Here is a 16357-nt window from a genome sequence, read left to right as displayed (position 1 = left end):
CATGCGCAGGATGTTGAAGGGCAGCAGGTTGGACAGGAAGTTCCCGTCGACATAGACCCAGCCCATGACGAGGCCCATCGTGACCTGCACGGCGAACAGCGCCAGCGCCGCCACGAAATAGTAATAGGCGATTTTCTGCGATTGATATTTCATCTGTCGGTCTCCTGATCCAGCCTCAGCCTGCGTCGTTCGGCGGCCAGTTCTGGGCGTTGATGGTGTTGGTCCACAGCAGGAAATCCGACAACGCGCGGTATTCCTCGTCCGTCAGGTCGAAGAAGGGCATCTGGCGGCGCCCCTCGATTCCGGTCGGCATCGCCTGCATCCATCCCTTCAGGGTCTCGAAGGCCCCCTCGGGGTCGTCCTGCACGCCCCAGCGGGTCATCACGTTACCCAGTTCGGGGGCGAAATAGGCGCCCTCGCCCAGAATCGTATGGCAGTTGATACAGGCGTTCTTCTCCCACAGATGCTTGCCGTGCGCCACACTGTCGGTCAGCGTCGCCTTGTCGGTAGACTTGTTCACTATGTAGAGGTGCGACTGCACCGACAGGCCGATGAAGATCAGTATGAAGAACAGGGAACCGCCGTAGAAGATGTTGCGGGCCATGCTCTTGGTCATGACTTCGCGCATCGCGCTCATCCTTCCCTCGTTGCATATTCCTTGGCGGACCTTGGCGATGCGGGCGAGTCGTCACCTTAACCAAAGTCAACTGGTCGGAAATTGGCGGAATTCCGGCGCGGCAAACGGGGTCAGGCCTCGGCACCCTTTCCCGCAGCATCTTCCCGTTCACCCCAGAAAACCGGCCACAGGGCCGCCGTATAGAGCACGTAGACCAGTATCCACAGCGCACCCGCCAGCAGGACGCCGGTGAAATAGAAGCCCGGCCACGCCGATGCGGCATAACGCAGCAGCGTGGCCAGCGGCATCAGCGCATAAGCCAGCGCAACCGGCCACGGCGCCACCAGCGGACGGCCCGAATGGCCCAGCGCCGCGCGCGACATCACCGAAAGCGTCATGCCGCCGACGCCGCCGATACCCGCCACATGCAACGCCGCAACCTCGGACCCGATACCGGCGAGCGACAGGCCGACCAGGATGAAGCCGAGCGAATTGGTGGCATAGGACAGGTGCAGCGTCCACAGGATCGGTTGCGACAGCGTCCAGCCGCCGCGCCACATCGAAAGCCGCGCCAGACCGGCCGCACCCGCCAGCAGCGCCAGCGCCCCCGGCACCGCACCGGGAAGCCCGAACAGCATCGTCACCGGTACCAGAAGTGCCGCCGCGATCGAAGCCGCTGCCAGCACCGGCGGGTTGGCGGGCAGATGGTCTTCGCGCCCGGCGCGGATCATCGCGTTGCGGGTAAAGGCCGGCGTGATCCGGCCGCCAAGCGTCATGATGAGCGCGCAAAGCGTCAGCAACCCGACCCGCAGCCCGGCCGACGCGGTATCGTCCGTCAGCCCGGTCCATTCGAAATGGACCAGCAGGTTGCCCAGCCAGAACAGGACGATCACGCCGAGGATCAGCATCTGCGGCGGCTTCGGGCGCTTGAGCAGCAGCGCCAGGATGCGCAGCGCCACCACCGGAACGAAGGCGAGGTCGAGCGTGGCGGTCAGCACCGGCGGCAGGCCGCCCGACCACCAGATCGCCATGCGGCCGGCCAGCCACAGCGCCGAGGTCGCGGCGAAGAAACTGACCGGCGCGGATTTGCTTCCGGTCCAGTTCGGTGCCGCCGTCATCAGGAAACCGGCCACCGCCGCCGACCCGTAGCCGAAGATCAACTCGTGCGCATGCCACAGATGCGGCGCCATGGCGAAGGGTTCTCCGGTCACCATGCCGCCGCTGGCGTGGATGGCCAGCCACCCCTCCCAGACGATCATCGTCAGCACGGCCGACAGGCCCGCCAGCAGGAAAAAAACGCGATAGCCGGCTGAAAACAGCCGCTGAAACGGATTCGGGCTCATGATCCGGCTCCTGTGGACGGGCGGGCCCTGCGCTTGAGCACCGGGCATTGCGTCGTGTCGTTCATCACTGCCTGGCAACGCAGGCAAAGGATACATTCGTTCGGATTGATCCGGCCGACACGGTCGATGGCGCCGACCGTGCACCTGGTCTCGCAGAGACGGCATTCGCGGCCGCATTGCGGGCGGCGGTGCAGCCAGTCGAAGATCTTGAGCTTGGCCGGAATAGCCAGCCCGGCGCCCAGCGGACACATGTAGCGGCAATAGAACCGCTCGATGAACAGCCCGGCGACCAGAAGCGCCACGACAAAGGCCACAAACGGCCACGCGCGCATCATCCTGAGCGAAATCACCGTCTTGAAGGGCTCGATCTCGGCCAGCACCATCGCGTCGTGCATCGAATAGAAGGAAAGCGCGACGATGGCGACAAAGGCGGTGTACTTGAAGATCCACAGCCGTTCATGCAGCGCCTGCGGCACCGCGACCTGCGGTACGCCGAGCCGTTCCGCCGCCGCGTTGGTCAGTTCCTGCAGGGCGCCGAAGGGGCACAGCCAGCCGCAATAGACCCCGCGCCCCCAGAACAGCAGCGCCAGCGCGACAAAGGACCAGAGCATGAAGATCACCGGCTCGATCAGGAACGTCTCCCAGCGGAAACCCGACAGCAGCGCATGCAGGAAGGCCACCACCTGCACGACGCTGAGCTGGCCGTTGAGCCCCCAGCCGAGCACGAAGAGCGTCGCCCCGAGAAAGGCCAGCCGCATTCCGCGCCAGAATTTCGGGCGGTGGGTGATGTATTCCTGCCCGAGGAAGATCAGCCACAGCACGCCGAGCATGACGGCAAGGATGGCGACCTTGGCGTGGCTCTTTTCCCATGCCTCCTGCCAGAGCGGAACCGGCTCGGGCGGCGGCGCGGCGCGCAGCGCGTCCGGCAGCCGGTAGTCGGCGGATATGGTGGTGGCGACCTCGCCGCCGGTCCCGGTCGGCCGCGCGGCGCGCACCTCGACGGTGAAGGGCAGCATCGGGTCGATATTGTCGGGCAGGCGGAACAGGCTGATTTCGTTGACCTCCGGTGCCCCCGCGATCTGGAGCCGCCGGATCACGCTGTAGGAGGCGGCGGTCGGCTGCCAGCGCGTATCGCCCTGAACCGCCGTGACCCGTTCGAAGATACCGCTTTGCAGCCGCTCGGTTCCCCGGTGCGAATGGAGACCCGACGAGAGGATCACCAGCGCGCTTTCCCCCGGCGAGAGGCTGCCGACCACCGCCCCGAACCCCCGCTGTCCGAACAGGTTCTGCCCGACGACCGGCGGATCGGCGATCCCGGCCCAGAAGTGCAGGAAATCGCCGTCGCCCGGCGGTACCGGCACCTTGGCGCCGGACAGCGCCCCGGCGGCTTCGGTCATCGACATCCGCCCCTCGGCCAGCGCCCCCATGGCGATCAGTTCCGGCCAACCGGCCGGCCGATAGGTCAGCCTGTCGATGCCGCCGCCCACGTCGATCAGTCCGCGCCCCGCTGCCAGTGCCCGCGCCGTGCGCAGGATACCGTCGCGAATCACCCCGGTCGAAACCGTGGCCCGGCTGATGATGTCGGGCAGATCCTGGCTGCGCTGCCCATCCGGCCTGCGCAGGTCGTAACCCGCAAAGCCACTGACATAGGCGGCGATGTCAGCATCCGAAATACCCAGCGTCAGCACCGGCTCGTTGTGACGCACCAGCCTGGCGCCGGCGATCACCGCATCGGGGCCCAGCGCGACCAGCACTTCGAGCGGCCGGCCCGAATATCCCACCGATCCGGATATCTCCCAGGTCGAGCCGATGTGGCCGGCGACACCGCTCGAATCCAGCACCTGCCAGCCCGGAACGCCGTCATCGATACGTTCGATCAGGACCGGCGGATCGAGACCGAGCAACCCGGCCGCCATGGCAGCATCGGGGGCGGTGACGGCTTCCTGCCGGGCAAGGCCGGCCAGCCCCTGGGCGGTTGCGGCCTGAACGGAAAGGCCGAGCACACAGATCAGGACGGCAAGTGTTCGGAGCATTGCGGTATTCGGGGAGAAGAGCATTGCGGGCATCCTGACTGCGGCATGTTCACGCTGCCTTGACTTTAGTTAAGGCGCGAATTGTTCGCACGGAAGAGGTTCCAGCGGCCTCACCAGCGGAACGGAGATTCCCCAATGACGATCAGAAATCTCTCTGCCAGACGAGCGTTGCTGTCAAGCGCCGCGCTGGCCATCGCCTTCGGCATATCCGCCGCTCAGGCGCAGGAAGAGAAACCGGCCGACCACGGCGACACGCCAGCGGCCCAGTACGAACCCTCGATGACCACACTCGCCGAGATTCAGGTGGAATTGCCCGGGCGTCAGCCCGGCGATCCGGTCATGACCTCTGAAGAGTTCAACGAGGCGGCGAAGATCTATTTCGAGCGCTGCGCCGGCTGTCACGGCGTGCTGCGCAAGGGCGCAACCGGCAAGGCGCTGACCCCGGACATCACGCGCGAGCTTGGCTACGACTACCTGCACTCCTTCATCACCTACGGTTCGCCGGCCGGGATGCCAAACTGGGGCACCTCGGGCGATCTGACCGAGGAGCAGGTCGACATGATGGCACGCTACGTGCTGCTCGAGCCGCCAGCGCCGCCGGAATTCGGCATGCCCGAGATGCGCGAAACCTGGAAGGTCTTTGTCGCTCCCGCGGACCGACCGACCGAGAAGATGAACGATATCGACATCGACAAGCTGATGTCGGTGACACTGCGCGATTCGGGACAAGTGGCGCTGATCGACGGCGAAACCTATGAAATCCATGCGGTGCTCGATACCGGCTATGCGGTTCACATCAGCCGGATCTCGGCTTCGGGCCGGTATCTCTTCGTCATCGGGCGCGACGCCAAGGTCGACATGATCGACCTGTGGATGGAGACGCCGCAGATCGTGGCCGAAATCAAGGTCGGCTCCGAGGCGCGTTCGATCGAGACCTCCAAGTTCGAGGGCTACGAGGACAAGTACGCCATCGCCGGGGCCTACTGGCCGCCGCAATACGTGATCATGGACGGCGACACGCTCGAGCCGCTCAAGATCGAGTCGACCCGCGGCATGATCTATGACGAGCAGACCTATCACCCGGAACCGCGTGTCGCCGCCATCGTGGCCTCGCACTTCACCCCGGAATTCATCGTCAACGTCAAGGAAACCGGGAAAATCCTGCTGGTCGACTATTCGGACATCAGGAACCTGAAGGTCACCGAGATCGAGGCCGAACGGTTCCTGCATGACGGCGGCTTCGACAGCACGCACCGCTACTTCCTCGTCGCGGCCAACGCGCGCGGCAAGGTTGCGATCGTTGACACCAAGGAAGGCAAGCTTGCCGGAATCGTCGAGACCGGCGGCCAGACGCCGCACCCGGGGCGCGGCGCGAACTTCGTCCACCCCGACCACGGACCGGTCTGGGCGACCTCGCACCTCGGCGACGAGACGGTGGCGCTGATCGGCACCGATCCCGAAGGCCATGCCGACAAGGCCTGGACCCTGGTGGAGAACTTCCCCGCGCTCGGCGGCGGTTCGCTCTTCATCAAGACCCATCCGAACTCCAACCATCTCTACGTCGATGCGGCGCTGAACCCGGATGCCGAAACCTCGGCTGCGGTGGCGGTGTTCAAGATCGACGAGATGAAGGCGGGCGAAGAGCCGGAATTCACCATCCTGCCGATCGTCGAATGGGCCGGGATCGCCGACGGCCAGCCACGCGTGGTGCAGCCGGAGTTCAACACCGAAGGCACCGAAGTGTGGTTCTCGGTCTGGAATGCCAAGGACAAGGAATCGGCCATCGTCGTGGTCGATGACAAGACGCTGGAACTCAAGACGGTAATCAAGGACCCGCGCCTTATCACGCCGACCGGCAAGTTCAACGTCTACAACACCCGCGTTGACGTCTACTGATCGTTCCGCCTGAAAAGGGCGGGAGGGGGTCTCTCCGTTTCCCCTCCCGCCACCCGCCCAACCGATCCGACCCAGCAGCAGGTGCAGCCATGAAAGATCTCGACCGGGGCAAGGTGTACCTCATCGGCGCGGGACCGGGCGACCCCGACCTGCTGACGATAAAGGCGCTCAGGGCGCTGGGGGCCGCCGACGTGGTGGTCTACGACCGTCTCGTGTCGCCCGAGATCATGGCGCTGGTCCCTGCGGACGTCGAGCGGATCGACGTCGGCAAGATACCCGGCCATCACCGGATTCAGCAGCCGGAAATCAACGCCCTGCTGATCGAACTGGCCCTTGGCGGACGCTGCGTCGCCCGGCTCAAGGGTGGCGATCCGCTGATCTTCGGCCGCGGCAGCGAAGAAGCCGCCGATCTGGCGCGCGCCGGCATTGCCAGCGAATACATCCCCGGCATCACCGCCGCGCAGGGTGCCGCCGCCTCGACCGGCGTGCCGCTGACCCATCGCGGCCTTGCCACGGGCGTGCATTACATCACCGGGCACCTGGCAAAGGACGCCTCGCTCGATCTCGACTGGGCCCGTCTTGCCGACCCCGAGTCGACACTGGTGATTTACATGGGCTCCGCGACCATCGGCGATATCGCGAAGAACCTGATGCGCGCGGGCATGTCGGCCGACACGCCGGCCATGGCGGTCGCCGCCGCGACCACCCCGCGCGAACGACATGTGGTCTCGAACCTGCGCAGCATTTCCGGACGGGTCGAGACCGAAAAGCTGCCGGCGCCGGTCCTGTTCGTCGTCGGGCGTGTTGTCTCGCTATACGATACCCTCCCTGCGGGGCTGCCCGAGGCGGCTTATGCCTGACCCGCACCGACCCGCCATGGCTCTTGCCGTGGCTCTCGCAGCCACCTGCGCCGGGGCGGAGATTCCCGCCACCCGCGCGACCGAGCTTGAACACATGGTGATCCAGGATTGCGGCTCCTGCCACGGGCTGACGATGAAGGGCGGGCTCGGCTCGCCGCTGACTCGCGAGGCGCTCGACGGGGCCGAAGCGGAAAGCCTTGCCTATATCATCCTTGAGGGCGTTCCCGGTACCGCCATGCCCACCTGGCGACCGATTCTGACCGAGGACGAGGCGCTGTGGATCGCCAACTATCTGCTCAAACACGGGACCGTCGAATGAAACCACTTCTGGCAGCGACGCTGTTCGCGCTTCTCCCCGCCGCCGCGCCGGCGCAATCCGGAACCGCCTGCTGCGCCACCGGCGATCTTGGTCTGGTGGTCGAACGCGCAACCGGCTCGCTGCTTCTGGTCGACCGCTCGGATCGTGCCGCCATCGCGCGGATCGAGGGTCTGGGCGATCTGTCGCATGCCTCGCTGACCTATTCGCCCGACGAGCGCTTTGCCTATGTCTTCGGGCGCGACGGCGGGTTGTCGAAGGTCGATCTGCTGACCCGGCAGGTCGTTGCGCGCACGATTCAGGCCGGCAATTCGATCGGCGGGGCGATCTCGGACGACGGGGCGCTGGTGGCGGTTTCCAACTACACGCCCGGCGGGGTCAAGGTGTTCGACGCCGACACGCTCGAACTGGTGGCCGACATTCCCGCGCCGGGCAAGACCATCGGACTGGCCGACCTGCCGGGTCGCCGTTTCATCTGGACGGTCTGGGATTCGGGCGAGGCCTATCTCGGCGATTTCTCGGGGCCGGAACCTGTCGTCGCCAATCTCGGCCCGGTGGGCGCCAACCCGTACGACGCGGTGGTGACCGCCGACGCCCACACCTATCTCATCGGGCTGTTCGGCGAAAAGGGCGTGACCGCCATCGACCTGTGGGACGAGCCCCCCGAACCGGTCCGCTTTCTCGAGGACTACGGCAAGGTCGAAGATGACATGCCGGTCTACAAGATGCCGCACCTTCAGGGCTGGGCCTTTACCGAAGGCCAGTTCGTCCTGCCTGCCGTGGGCCGGCACGAACTGCTCTGGGTCGACCGCGGGACACTGGACGAGGCGGGCAGGACGCAGGTTCATGGCCAGCCGGTCTTCATCGTCGCCCAGCCGGCATCGCCCTATGTCTGGGTCAACTTCGCCATGCCCGACAACGATACGGTCCAGGTGGTCGACAGCCGCACCCACGAGGTCGTCGAAACGCTGAAGCCGGGCAAGGCGGTGCTGCACATGGAATTTGCGCCGCGCGGTGCCGAAGCCTGGGTTTCGCTGCGCGACGACAACAGGATACGGGTCTATGACACCCGCACCTTCGAGGTGAAGGCCGAGATCCCCGCCGAATCGCCGTCGGGTATCTTCTTCACTGCCCGCGCCCACCAGCCGGGGCTCTGATCATGCCGGACAGGCTGAACGATCTGGACCTTCGGCTGCTGGGCGGTTTTCAGCGCGATTTCCCACTGCTTGTCCGTCCCTTCGCGCGGATCGGCGAGTGTCTCGGTCTGGGCGAGGCAGAGGTGCTGGCGCGGCTGGCCGCGCTGCGCGAGACCGGGCGCATCGCGCGGGTCGGGGCGACGGTGCGTCCCAATACCATCGGCGCCTCGACGCTGGCCGCGCTTTCGATTCCCGACGAACGCATCGAGGAGGTCGCCGCGCGGGTCAGCGCCGAGGCCGGTGTCAACCATTCCTACCTGCGCGAGCATGACCGGAACCTGTGGTTCGTCGCCACCGCGCCCGACGGAGCGGCGCTTGCAGCCAGCCTCGACGGCATCCGCCGCGATACCGGGCTGGACCTGCTGGACCTGCGGCTCGTCAGGCCCTTCAACATCGATCTCGGCTTCGCGCTTTCCGGTCCGCGCGACGCCCCCGCACCGCGTGGCGAGCCCGACCTTGCCGCCCTGCGCGAAACCGACCGGCCGATCCTGCACGCGCTGACGCAGGGCCTGGCGCTTGTGCCGCGCCCCTTCGCGCAGATGGCACACGAGATCGGACTGGAGGAGGAGGCGGTGATCGCCCGCATCGCGGCGCTGCTTGAGGCGGGCATCCTGACCCGCATCGGCATAATCGTGCGCCACCGTGCCGTCGGCTGGTCGGCCAACGCCATGGTGGTCTGGGACGTGCCGGAGACCGCGATGGGCGCCGCCGGTACCGCACTTGCCGCGCTGCCCGGCGTGACGCTGTGCTACCAGCGCCAAACGATCCCCGGCCGCTGGGATTATGGCCTGTTTTCGATGATCCATGCCCGCAGCCGGCCCGAGGCGCAGGAGGTGCTCGGGCGCGCAACCCTGCTGCCGGAACTGGCCGGCGCCCGGCACGAAACGCTGTTTTCGGTGCGCTGCTTCAAGCAGACGGGCGCGCAGATCGCCCGGCCGGCGGTGCGGGCCGCCTGAGCCATGCGGCGCACGCCCCTTCCCGCCGATGCGCTCGATCCGGCCGACCGCGCGTTGCTGAACCTTCTGCAAGAGGGCTTCCCGCTTGCGCCACATCCCTTCACAACGGTGGGCAATGCGCTCGGCCTGCCCGCGCAGGAGGTGATCGACCGGCTTGCGCGGTTGAAGGAGATCGGGGCGATCACCCGTTTCGGACCCTTCCTCGACGCCGCCGCCATGGGCGGGGCCTTCTGCCTGTGCGCCATGTCCGTACCCGGCGAGAGGTTCGATGAGGTCATGACTTTGGTCAATGCGAACCCCGAGGTCGCCCATAATTATGAACGTGTCCACCGGCTCAACATGTGGTTCGTTCTGGCCTGCGACAGGCCCGGGGGAATCGGCGAGACCGCGGACCGGATCGAGGCACAGACCGGGCTTTCGGTGCTGCGCTTCCCGAAGCTGAAGGAATTTTTCATCGGGTTCAGGGCCCCTGCATGAGCATCGACGCCACAGACCGCAGGATACTTTCGGCCATTCAGGCCGGGCTGCCGCTGGTGCACGAGCCCTATGCCGAGGTCGCCAGTTGGCTGCATCTGGACGAATCCGAAGTAATAGCGCGGCTGGCGCGCCTGCGTGAAAGCGGCGTGATCCGCCGCATCGCGGTGGCCCCCAACCACTATGCCCTGGGAATGGTCGCCAACGGGATGAGCGTCTGGGATGTCGATGACGAAAGGGCCGAGGAATACGGTGCCGCGATCGGGGCGCTGGATTATGTCAGCCATTGCTACCTGCGCCCGCGCGCCCTGCCCGACTGGCCCTTCAACCTTTTCGCCATGATCCACGGTTCCGACCGCGCATCGGTCGAGGCGCACCGCGCCACGATCGCGGACCTGCTCGGCAGCGCCTGCCGCGTGTCGGACATTCTCTATTCCACCCGCATCCTGAAGAAGACGGGGATGCGGCTCAACGAAGGCAGTTGACCGGATGTTCCGACTGACCCAGTACATGCGCGAACTGGTGGCCCCGACGGCGATCCGCCAGCGCCGGGGCACCGGCCCGGTCAAGCCTGTGGTCATCTGGAACCTGACGCGCCGCTGCAACCTGCGCTGCCGCCATTGCTACACCGTATCCGCCGATATCGACTTTCCGGGCGAACTGACCCATGCGCAGGCGCTGGGCGTTCTGGACGATCTGCGGGCGTTCGGCATCCCGGCGCTGATCCTCTCGGGCGGAGAGCCGATGTCGCGGCCCGACTTCTTCGAGATCGCCGAACGTGCCCGCGCGCTGGATTTCCGCTATCTGGCGCTTTCGACCAACGGCACGAAGCTGACGGGCGACGCCGCCGCACGGGTTGCCGATCTGGGCTTCGACTATGTCGGCATATCGCTCGACGGGATCGGCCGGATGAACGACTGGTTTCGCGGCAAGGAGGGCGCTTTCGACGAGGCCCTGACCGGCGTGCGCGAATGCAAGCGGCTCGGCATCAAGGTCGGCCTGCGCTTTACCATCACCGACGACAACGCGCATATGCTCGCGGACATGCTTGCGCTCTGCGAGGACGAGGGGGTGGACAAGTTCTACCTCTCGCATCTGGTCTATGCCGGACGCGGCGACAAGAACCGCGGCGACGACACGCAGCGCGAGCGCACCCGCCGCGCCATGGACATCCTGATAGACCGGGCGTGGAGCGCGGTCCGGAGCGGCGGGCCGCTGGAAATCGTCACCGGCAACAACGATGCCGATGCCGTCTATTTCCTGCAATGGGTAGAGCGCAATTTCGACGTGGGTCCCGCCGCTCACGTCAGGGACCACCTGCTCGCCTGGGGCGGCAATTCCTCGGGTCTCGGGGTGGCGAATATCGCGCCGCTGGGCACGGTCCACCCCGATACCTACTGGTCGGACTACACCATCGGCAACGTCCGGACGGCGCCTTTCTCGGCGCTGTGGACCGGGCCGGATCCGATGCTCGCCACGTTGCGCCAGCGCCCGCGCCCGCTCAAGGGCCGCTGCGGCGCCTGCGCCTTTGCCGATGTCTGCGGCGGCAACACGCGCATCCGCGCGTTGCAGATCACCGGCGATCCCTGGGCCGAGGATCCGGCCTGCTACCTTTCCGACGCCGAGATCGGCATCGACGGCGACCAGCCCGCGCGGCTGGAAGTCACCCCATTCCGAGGCAAGAGCAATGACCCCGCGCACCAGTTTTTCTGATTTCCTTTTCTGGTGCACACTGGGTCTGGCGGCAGCGGGGCTGTCCCTTCCTGCTGCCGCCGATCCGGCGGGCGAGGCGCTTTATCAGGAGCATTGCGCGGCCTGTCACGCGGAAACCCGCCTTGGCGGAACCGGCCCGGCACTGATCCCCGAGGCGCTGGCAAGACTGCGCGGCGCATCGCTGGAGGAGGTGATAGCCCATGGTCGCGTCGCAACCCAGATGGCCGGTTTCGCCGATGTGCTGAGCGCGGAGGATATCGCCGCCGTCGCCGGCTACATCTCGACCCCGCTCGCCGTGATCCCGGACTGGACGGCCGATGACGCGGTGGCGACACTGGAGATGAACCCCGATTACGTGGCTGCGGAGACCCCGGTCTTCGGCGCCGATCCACTCAACATCACGCTTGTGGTCGAAACCGGCGATCATCACGTCAGCGTGCTGGACGGCGACACGTTCGAGGTGCTCGACCGTTTCGCCACCCCGTTCGCCGTGCATGGCGGGCCGAAATTCTCGCCCGACGGGCGCTACGTCTTCGTCATGTCGCGCGACGGGTGGGTGCAGAAATACGATATCTGGTCGCTTCAGGAGGTTGGCCGCATACGCGCCGGGATCAATTCGCGCAACATCGCAATGAGCGCCGACGGCAAGTGGCTGGCGGTCGCGAACTACCTGCCGCATACACTGACCATTCTTTCGACCGGCGATCTGGGCATTGCGCAGGTGCGCCGCGTGGTGGCGCGGGACGGGAGCGAAAGCCGCGTCTCGGCGGTCTATCAGGCGCCGCAACGGCAGAGCTTCATCCTCGCGCTCAAGGACGCGCCCGAAATCTGGGAGATCGGCACCACCGCCGATGCCGGCCCCTTTCATGACGGGTTCGTTCACTCGCACGAAAAGGACATGGAAGAGGCCCTGGGCGCCGAACAGGGGCTTTTCGCCCGCCGCCGCATCCTGATCGACGAACCGCTCGACGATTTCTTCTTCACCCCCGATTACCGCAACCTGATCGGTGCCTCGCGCGCCGGCGACAGGGGGGTGGTGGTCAACCTCGATGTCGGCCGCGAGATCGCCGAACTGCCCCTGCCCGGCATGCCACATCTCGGCTCGGGCATCTCGTGGGAAAGCGGCGGCCGGCAGGTCATGGCAACCCCGCATCTGAGCGAGGCCCGCCTCAGCGTGATCGACATGCGGGACTGGTCGGTGGTGAAAACCATCGACACCGCCGGACCCGGCTTCTTCCTGCGCAGCCACGAAAACTCGCCCTACGTCTGGGCAGATGTCTTCTTCGGCCCGAACAGGGACAAGATCCACGTCATCGACAAGAACACGCTGGAGATCGTCAGAACGCTCGACCCCGCACCGGGCAAGACAGTGGCCCATATCGAATTCACCCGCGACGGCAGCCGCGCCCTGGTATCGATCTGGGAGGACGACGGCGCCATCATCGTCTACGATGCCGAAACGCTGGAAGAGCTGCGCCGCATCCCGATGCGCAAACCGTCGGGCAAATACAACGTCTGGAACAAGATCACCTTTTCCGATGGCACCAGTCACTGAACACCATGAAAAGGTGCTGATCGTCGCGCACGGCAGCCCATCGAACCCCGCGCCGCAGGAAGCCGCGCTCGGGCGCCTTGCCACGCGGGTGGCCGAATACCTGCCGGGCTGGCGCGTCGCCGGCGCAACGCTCGCCGCGCCCGGCCGGTTCGATGCCGCGGTGGCCGATCTGGGCCGTCCGGTCATCTATCCGTTCTTCATGGCGCGCGGCTGGTTCACCGGCAAGGTTCTGGCACGCCGCGCCGCCGAACGGGGGCTGCACGTCCTCCGACCGTTCGGAACCGAAAGTGCCCTTGCCCGCGTCGCGCGCGACCGGCTTGCGGCAATTATGGCAGCACGGAACTGGCGGGCTGCGGAAACCTCACTCCTGATCGCCGCGCACGGAAGCGCGATATCGAAAACCAGCGCCAACAGCGCACGCGACTTTGCCGAAGCCGTGGCGGTGGCGGGCGGCTTTGCCCGGGTGCGGCTCGGGTTCCTCGAACAGCCGCCCTTTCTGACGGATGCCGCGCGCGGGCTTGGCCGGGCAATCTGCCTGCCGTGGCTTGCGACCGCCTCGGGCCACATGGAAGAGGACGTGCCGGCCGAACTGGCGGCGGCGGGTTTCACCGGACCGGTGCTGCCACCCTTCATCGACTGGGCGGACACCGCACCGCTGATCGCGGCCGGAATCCTCCGCCAGCATTCCGCCGCACGGGTATCCCTGCGATGAGCTACACGCCCCGCCCCTCGCGCAGGTTGCAGATCATGCTCTATCCGTTCGCGGCGGCGGCGGTGGCGATCAACCTGTTCCTGCTGTTCCTTCTGCTTCAGGCGGTGGGCATCCCCGCCATGCCGCCGAGGATCGCGCTGCTCCTCTCGCTGCCGCTCGGCATTCCTGCCGCATGGGCGTCCGCACGCTGGGTGCAATCGCTGATCGACGAGGCCGAGGGCCGGAAATAGCCCCCGCAGCCCGGCTATTCGCGTCGATACGACACGTTTGCCCTACGGCGATTCGTCCTATGTTCCGGATATTCTCCCGTCGTCCGTATAGATGCGGCGCAGGTACAGCGGAGGCCTTCCATGCAACATTTCTCACTGCTCGATCTGGCGCCCGTTCCCGAGGGGCACACGGCCGCCGAAGCGCTCCGAACCACTTCCGAACTGGCAAGGATGGCGGATCTTTCCGCCTATCACCGCTATTGGCTTGCCGAGCATCACAACATGCCGGGCATCGCAAGCGCCGCCACATCCGTCCTGATCGGTCACGTCGCCGCGCTGACCCGTCGGATCAGGGTCGGGGCCGGCGGCATCATGTTGCCCAACCACTCGCCGCTTGTCGTCGCCGAACAGTTCGGAACGCTCGCCACGCTCCACCCCGACCGCATCGACCTCGGGCTCGGACGGGCGCCGGGAACCGATGTCCTCACGGCGCGCGCCCTGCGCCGCCATCTGGCGGGAGGTGACAGCTTTCCGCAGGATGTCGTCGAACTGCTTGGCTATTTCGCCGATGCCGGGCCGGAAACGCGGGTTCAGGCAATACCGGGAACCGGCACCCACGTTCCGGTGTGGATCCTGGGATCCAGCCTCTATGGCGCACAACTCGCCGCCTACCTCGGGCTTCCCTACGCCTTTGCCTCGCACTTCGCGCCAGCGATGCTGGGCGAGGCGCTGGCAACCTATCGCGAGACGTTCCGGCCCTCGGAATACCTGCAGGAGCCCCGTTTCATGATGGCGGTCGGGGTCTGCGCGGCCGAAACCGACGAGGAGGCGCACTACCTGCATTCGTCGCAGGTTCTGGCATTCGCCCGCCTGCGCAGCGGAATGCCGGGCAAGCTGCCGCGCCCGACCCGCGACCTGTCCGAGGTCTCCACCGCCATGCGTGCCCAGGTCGACCAGGCACTTGCCTGCACCGCCGTCGGATCGAGGGAAACGGTGCGCGAAACGCTGACGGGGTTTGTCGAATCCTACCGGCCGGACGAGATGATCGTCGGCTGCATGATCCACGATCCCGCCGCACATATCCGTTCCTACGAGATCGCCGCCGAAGTGCTGTCATCCGTGCTGTCGCGCCAGAATACACGCTGAGCGGATCAATCGGGCGGAATCTCTGCCTCCGGAAGCGGGGCATCGCTCCCGGAGGGTCGTATTATCCTGCGCCGGCCCGAACGCTTCGGCCGGGCCGGGTGGCGAAGCGGCCGGTCACTGCTTGGGCGTGAACGAGCCCGCTTCCTGACGTTGCGGATAATCGTTGAAGGTTGCCATGAACTCGCCGACAATTGCCCCGACCGGGGCGAAGGCGAACATGTGGCGCACCTGCCAGTCGTCGTAATACGGCGAATCCTCCGGGGCCATCTCGAACGGATCGGCCCGCAGGTCGATCAGCAGCGGCGCTTTCAGCGGAGTCTGGCCGCGGCGCCAGGAATCCAGGCCAAGATGCTCCTGGATGCTGAGGTTTGCCTTGAACCGGCCGAAGCGAACGGAGCCGAGGGATCCGTCATCGACGAAGGCAAAGAAGGTCTGGCGCGGCCAGTCGCCGGCATCGGCGGCGCCGGTCAGGTTCGGCAGCAGGTTGTAGCCGTCAAGATGGACGTTGAAGCTCTTGTCGCCGGCCTGATAGCCGTCGAGCAGCTTCTGCTTGATATCAGGCTCGCCGGCCGCCGCGACAAGCGTCGGAAACACGTCCTCAAGCGACAGGATCTCGTTCGAGACCTGACCGCCCGGGATATGACCCGGCCACTTGATCAGGAACGGCACCCGGATGCCGCCCTCCCAGGTGGTTGCCTTCTCGCCCCGGAACGGCGTGGTGCCGCCATCGGGCCAGGTGAACTTCTCCGCGCCGTTGTCGGTGGTGTAGATGACGATGGTGTTGTCGGTCGCGCCCAGTTCGTCGAGCTTGTCGAGAAGCTGACCGACCATGCCGTCATGCTCGGTCATGCCGTCGGCCGTCAGGCCAAGGCCCGTAGCCCCGTTGCGTTCCGGCTTGAGGTGGGTGAAGATGTGCATCCGGGTGCTGTTGAACCACACGAACCAGGGCGTATTCTCCTGCTCCTTGCGCTCGATGAAATCCATCGCCGCTGCCAGGAATTCCTCGTCGACCGTTTCCATCCGCTTTTTCGTCAGCGGCCCGGTATCTTCGATCGTGCCGTCGGCCGAGGATTTGATCACCCCGCGCGGCCCGTATTTCTTGCGGAATTCCGGATCCTTCGGATAATCCGGGTTCTCGGGCTCCTCCTCGGCATTCAGGTGGTAGAGATTGCCGAAGAATTCGTCGAAGCCATGGTTGGTCGGCAGAAACTGATCGAGGTCTCCCAGATGGTTCTTGCCGAACTGACCGGTGGCGTAGCCCATCGGTTTCAGGATTTCGGCGATGGTCGGATCCTCGGGCTGAAGCCCGATCGGATCGCCGGGCATCCCGAT

16 protein-coding genes and 1 pseudogene are annotated in these 16357 nt (G+C 66.0%); 12 read left to right on the top strand and 5 right to left on the bottom strand.

Features of this window, described 5'->3' with window-relative positions:
* From ACK5IR_RS08800 to ACK5IR_RS08785, 4 genes and pseudogenes are all read right to left on the bottom strand, one after another.
* Positions 1-153: pseudogene (locus tag ACK5IR_RS08800) on the bottom strand (nitric-oxide reductase large subunit); the annotation flags it as partial.
* Positions 154-175: 22 nt separating this feature from the next.
* On the bottom strand, positions 176-628 hold the full coding sequence (locus ACK5IR_RS08795; RefSeq protein WP_416927975.1) for a c-type cytochrome: 453 nt from the start codon (positions 626-628) through the stop codon (positions 176-178).
* A 119-nt stretch (positions 629-747) separates the two neighbouring features.
* The gene (locus ACK5IR_RS08790; protein ID WP_416927973.1) at positions 748-1959 is read right to left on the bottom strand and encodes an NnrS family protein; all 1212 of its coding nucleotides are present in this window, start codon (positions 1957-1959) and stop codon (positions 748-750) included.
* On the bottom strand, positions 1956-3992 hold the full coding sequence (locus ACK5IR_RS08785; protein WP_416927971.1) for a 4Fe-4S binding protein: 2037 nt from the start codon (positions 3990-3992) through the stop codon (positions 1956-1958). The genes ACK5IR_RS08790 and ACK5IR_RS08785 overlap by 4 nt, the downstream gene beginning before the upstream one ends.
* A gap of 135 nt (positions 3993-4127) precedes the next feature.
* On the opposite strand from ACK5IR_RS08785, the gene ACK5IR_RS08780 reads away from it, so the two are divergent.
* The 12 genes from ACK5IR_RS08780 to ACK5IR_RS08725 all read left to right on the top strand — a co-directional run bounded on the left by ACK5IR_RS08780 (position 4128) and on the right by ACK5IR_RS08725 (position 15025).
* Complete coding sequence (locus ACK5IR_RS08780; RefSeq protein WP_416927969.1) at positions 4128-5888, top strand: cytochrome D1 domain-containing protein; 1761 nt, start codon at positions 4128-4130, stop codon at positions 5886-5888.
* A gap of 89 nt (positions 5889-5977) precedes the next feature.
* Positions 5978-6748 (top strand): uroporphyrinogen-III C-methyltransferase, encoded by a 771-nt coding sequence (gene cobA / locus ACK5IR_RS08775; protein WP_416927966.1) that lies wholly within the window; start codon positions 5978-5980, stop codon positions 6746-6748.
* 16 nt (positions 6749-6764) lie between these two features.
* Positions 6765-7067, top strand: coding sequence for a c-type cytochrome (locus ACK5IR_RS08770; protein WP_416927977.1), 303 nt, complete (start codon positions 6765-6767; stop codon positions 7065-7067).
* Positions 7064-8221, top strand: coding sequence for a cytochrome D1 domain-containing protein (locus ACK5IR_RS08765; RefSeq protein WP_416927964.1), 1158 nt, complete (start codon positions 7064-7066; stop codon positions 8219-8221). Before ACK5IR_RS08770 ends, ACK5IR_RS08765 begins: the two co-directional genes overlap by 4 nt.
* Positions 8222-8223: 2 nt before the next feature.
* On the top strand, positions 8224-9216 hold the full coding sequence (locus tag ACK5IR_RS08760; protein WP_416927962.1) for an Lrp/AsnC family transcriptional regulator: 993 nt from the start codon (positions 8224-8226) through the stop codon (positions 9214-9216).
* 3 nt (positions 9217-9219) lie between these two features.
* A complete protein-coding gene (locus ACK5IR_RS08755; protein WP_416927960.1) occupies positions 9220-9693 on the top strand; it encodes an Lrp/AsnC family transcriptional regulator in 474 nt (157 codons plus the stop codon).
* Positions 9690-10175: an AsnC family transcriptional regulator gene (locus ACK5IR_RS08750; protein WP_416927958.1), complete on the top strand. Its 486-nt coding sequence runs from the start codon at positions 9690-9692 to the stop codon at positions 10173-10175. The genes ACK5IR_RS08755 and ACK5IR_RS08750 overlap by 4 nt, the downstream gene beginning before the upstream one ends.
* 4 nt (positions 10176-10179) lie before the next feature.
* Positions 10180-11403: a heme d1 biosynthesis radical SAM protein NirJ gene (gene nirJ, locus ACK5IR_RS08745; protein ID WP_416927956.1), complete on the top strand. Its 1224-nt coding sequence runs from the start codon at positions 10180-10182 to the stop codon at positions 11401-11403.
* Positions 11378-12958: a cytochrome D1 domain-containing protein gene (locus tag ACK5IR_RS08740; RefSeq protein ID WP_416927955.1), complete on the top strand. Its 1581-nt coding sequence runs from the start codon at positions 11378-11380 to the stop codon at positions 12956-12958. The genes nirJ and ACK5IR_RS08740 overlap by 26 nt, the downstream gene beginning before the upstream one ends.
* On the top strand, positions 12942-13670 hold the full coding sequence (locus ACK5IR_RS08735; protein ID WP_416927953.1) for a sirohydrochlorin chelatase: 729 nt from the start codon (positions 12942-12944) through the stop codon (positions 13668-13670). Before ACK5IR_RS08740 ends, ACK5IR_RS08735 begins: the two co-directional genes overlap by 17 nt.
* A complete protein-coding gene (locus ACK5IR_RS08730; protein WP_416927951.1) occupies positions 13667-13900 on the top strand; it encodes a hypothetical protein in 234 nt (77 codons plus the stop codon). Before ACK5IR_RS08735 ends, ACK5IR_RS08730 begins: the two co-directional genes overlap by 4 nt.
* A 120-nt stretch (positions 13901-14020) precedes the next feature.
* Positions 14021-15025 (top strand): LLM class flavin-dependent oxidoreductase, encoded by a 1005-nt coding sequence (locus ACK5IR_RS08725; RefSeq protein ID WP_416927948.1) that lies wholly within the window; start codon positions 14021-14023, stop codon positions 15023-15025.
* A 114-nt stretch (positions 15026-15139) separates the two neighbouring features.
* Here ACK5IR_RS08725 and ACK5IR_RS08720 read toward each other — a convergent pair.
* A partial coding sequence (locus ACK5IR_RS08720) for a sulfatase-like hydrolase/transferase (RefSeq protein WP_416927946.1) occupies positions 15140-16357 on the bottom strand: 1218 nt, incomplete at its 5' end.

Origin of the sequence: Tropicimonas sp. (assembly GCF_047971885.1) — a bacterium.
GTDB lineage: Bacteria > Pseudomonadota > Alphaproteobacteria > Rhodobacterales > Rhodobacteraceae > Tropicimonas.
Note: the sequence above shows the minus strand (reverse complement) of the source record. Positions and strands in the feature narration are given on the sequence as shown.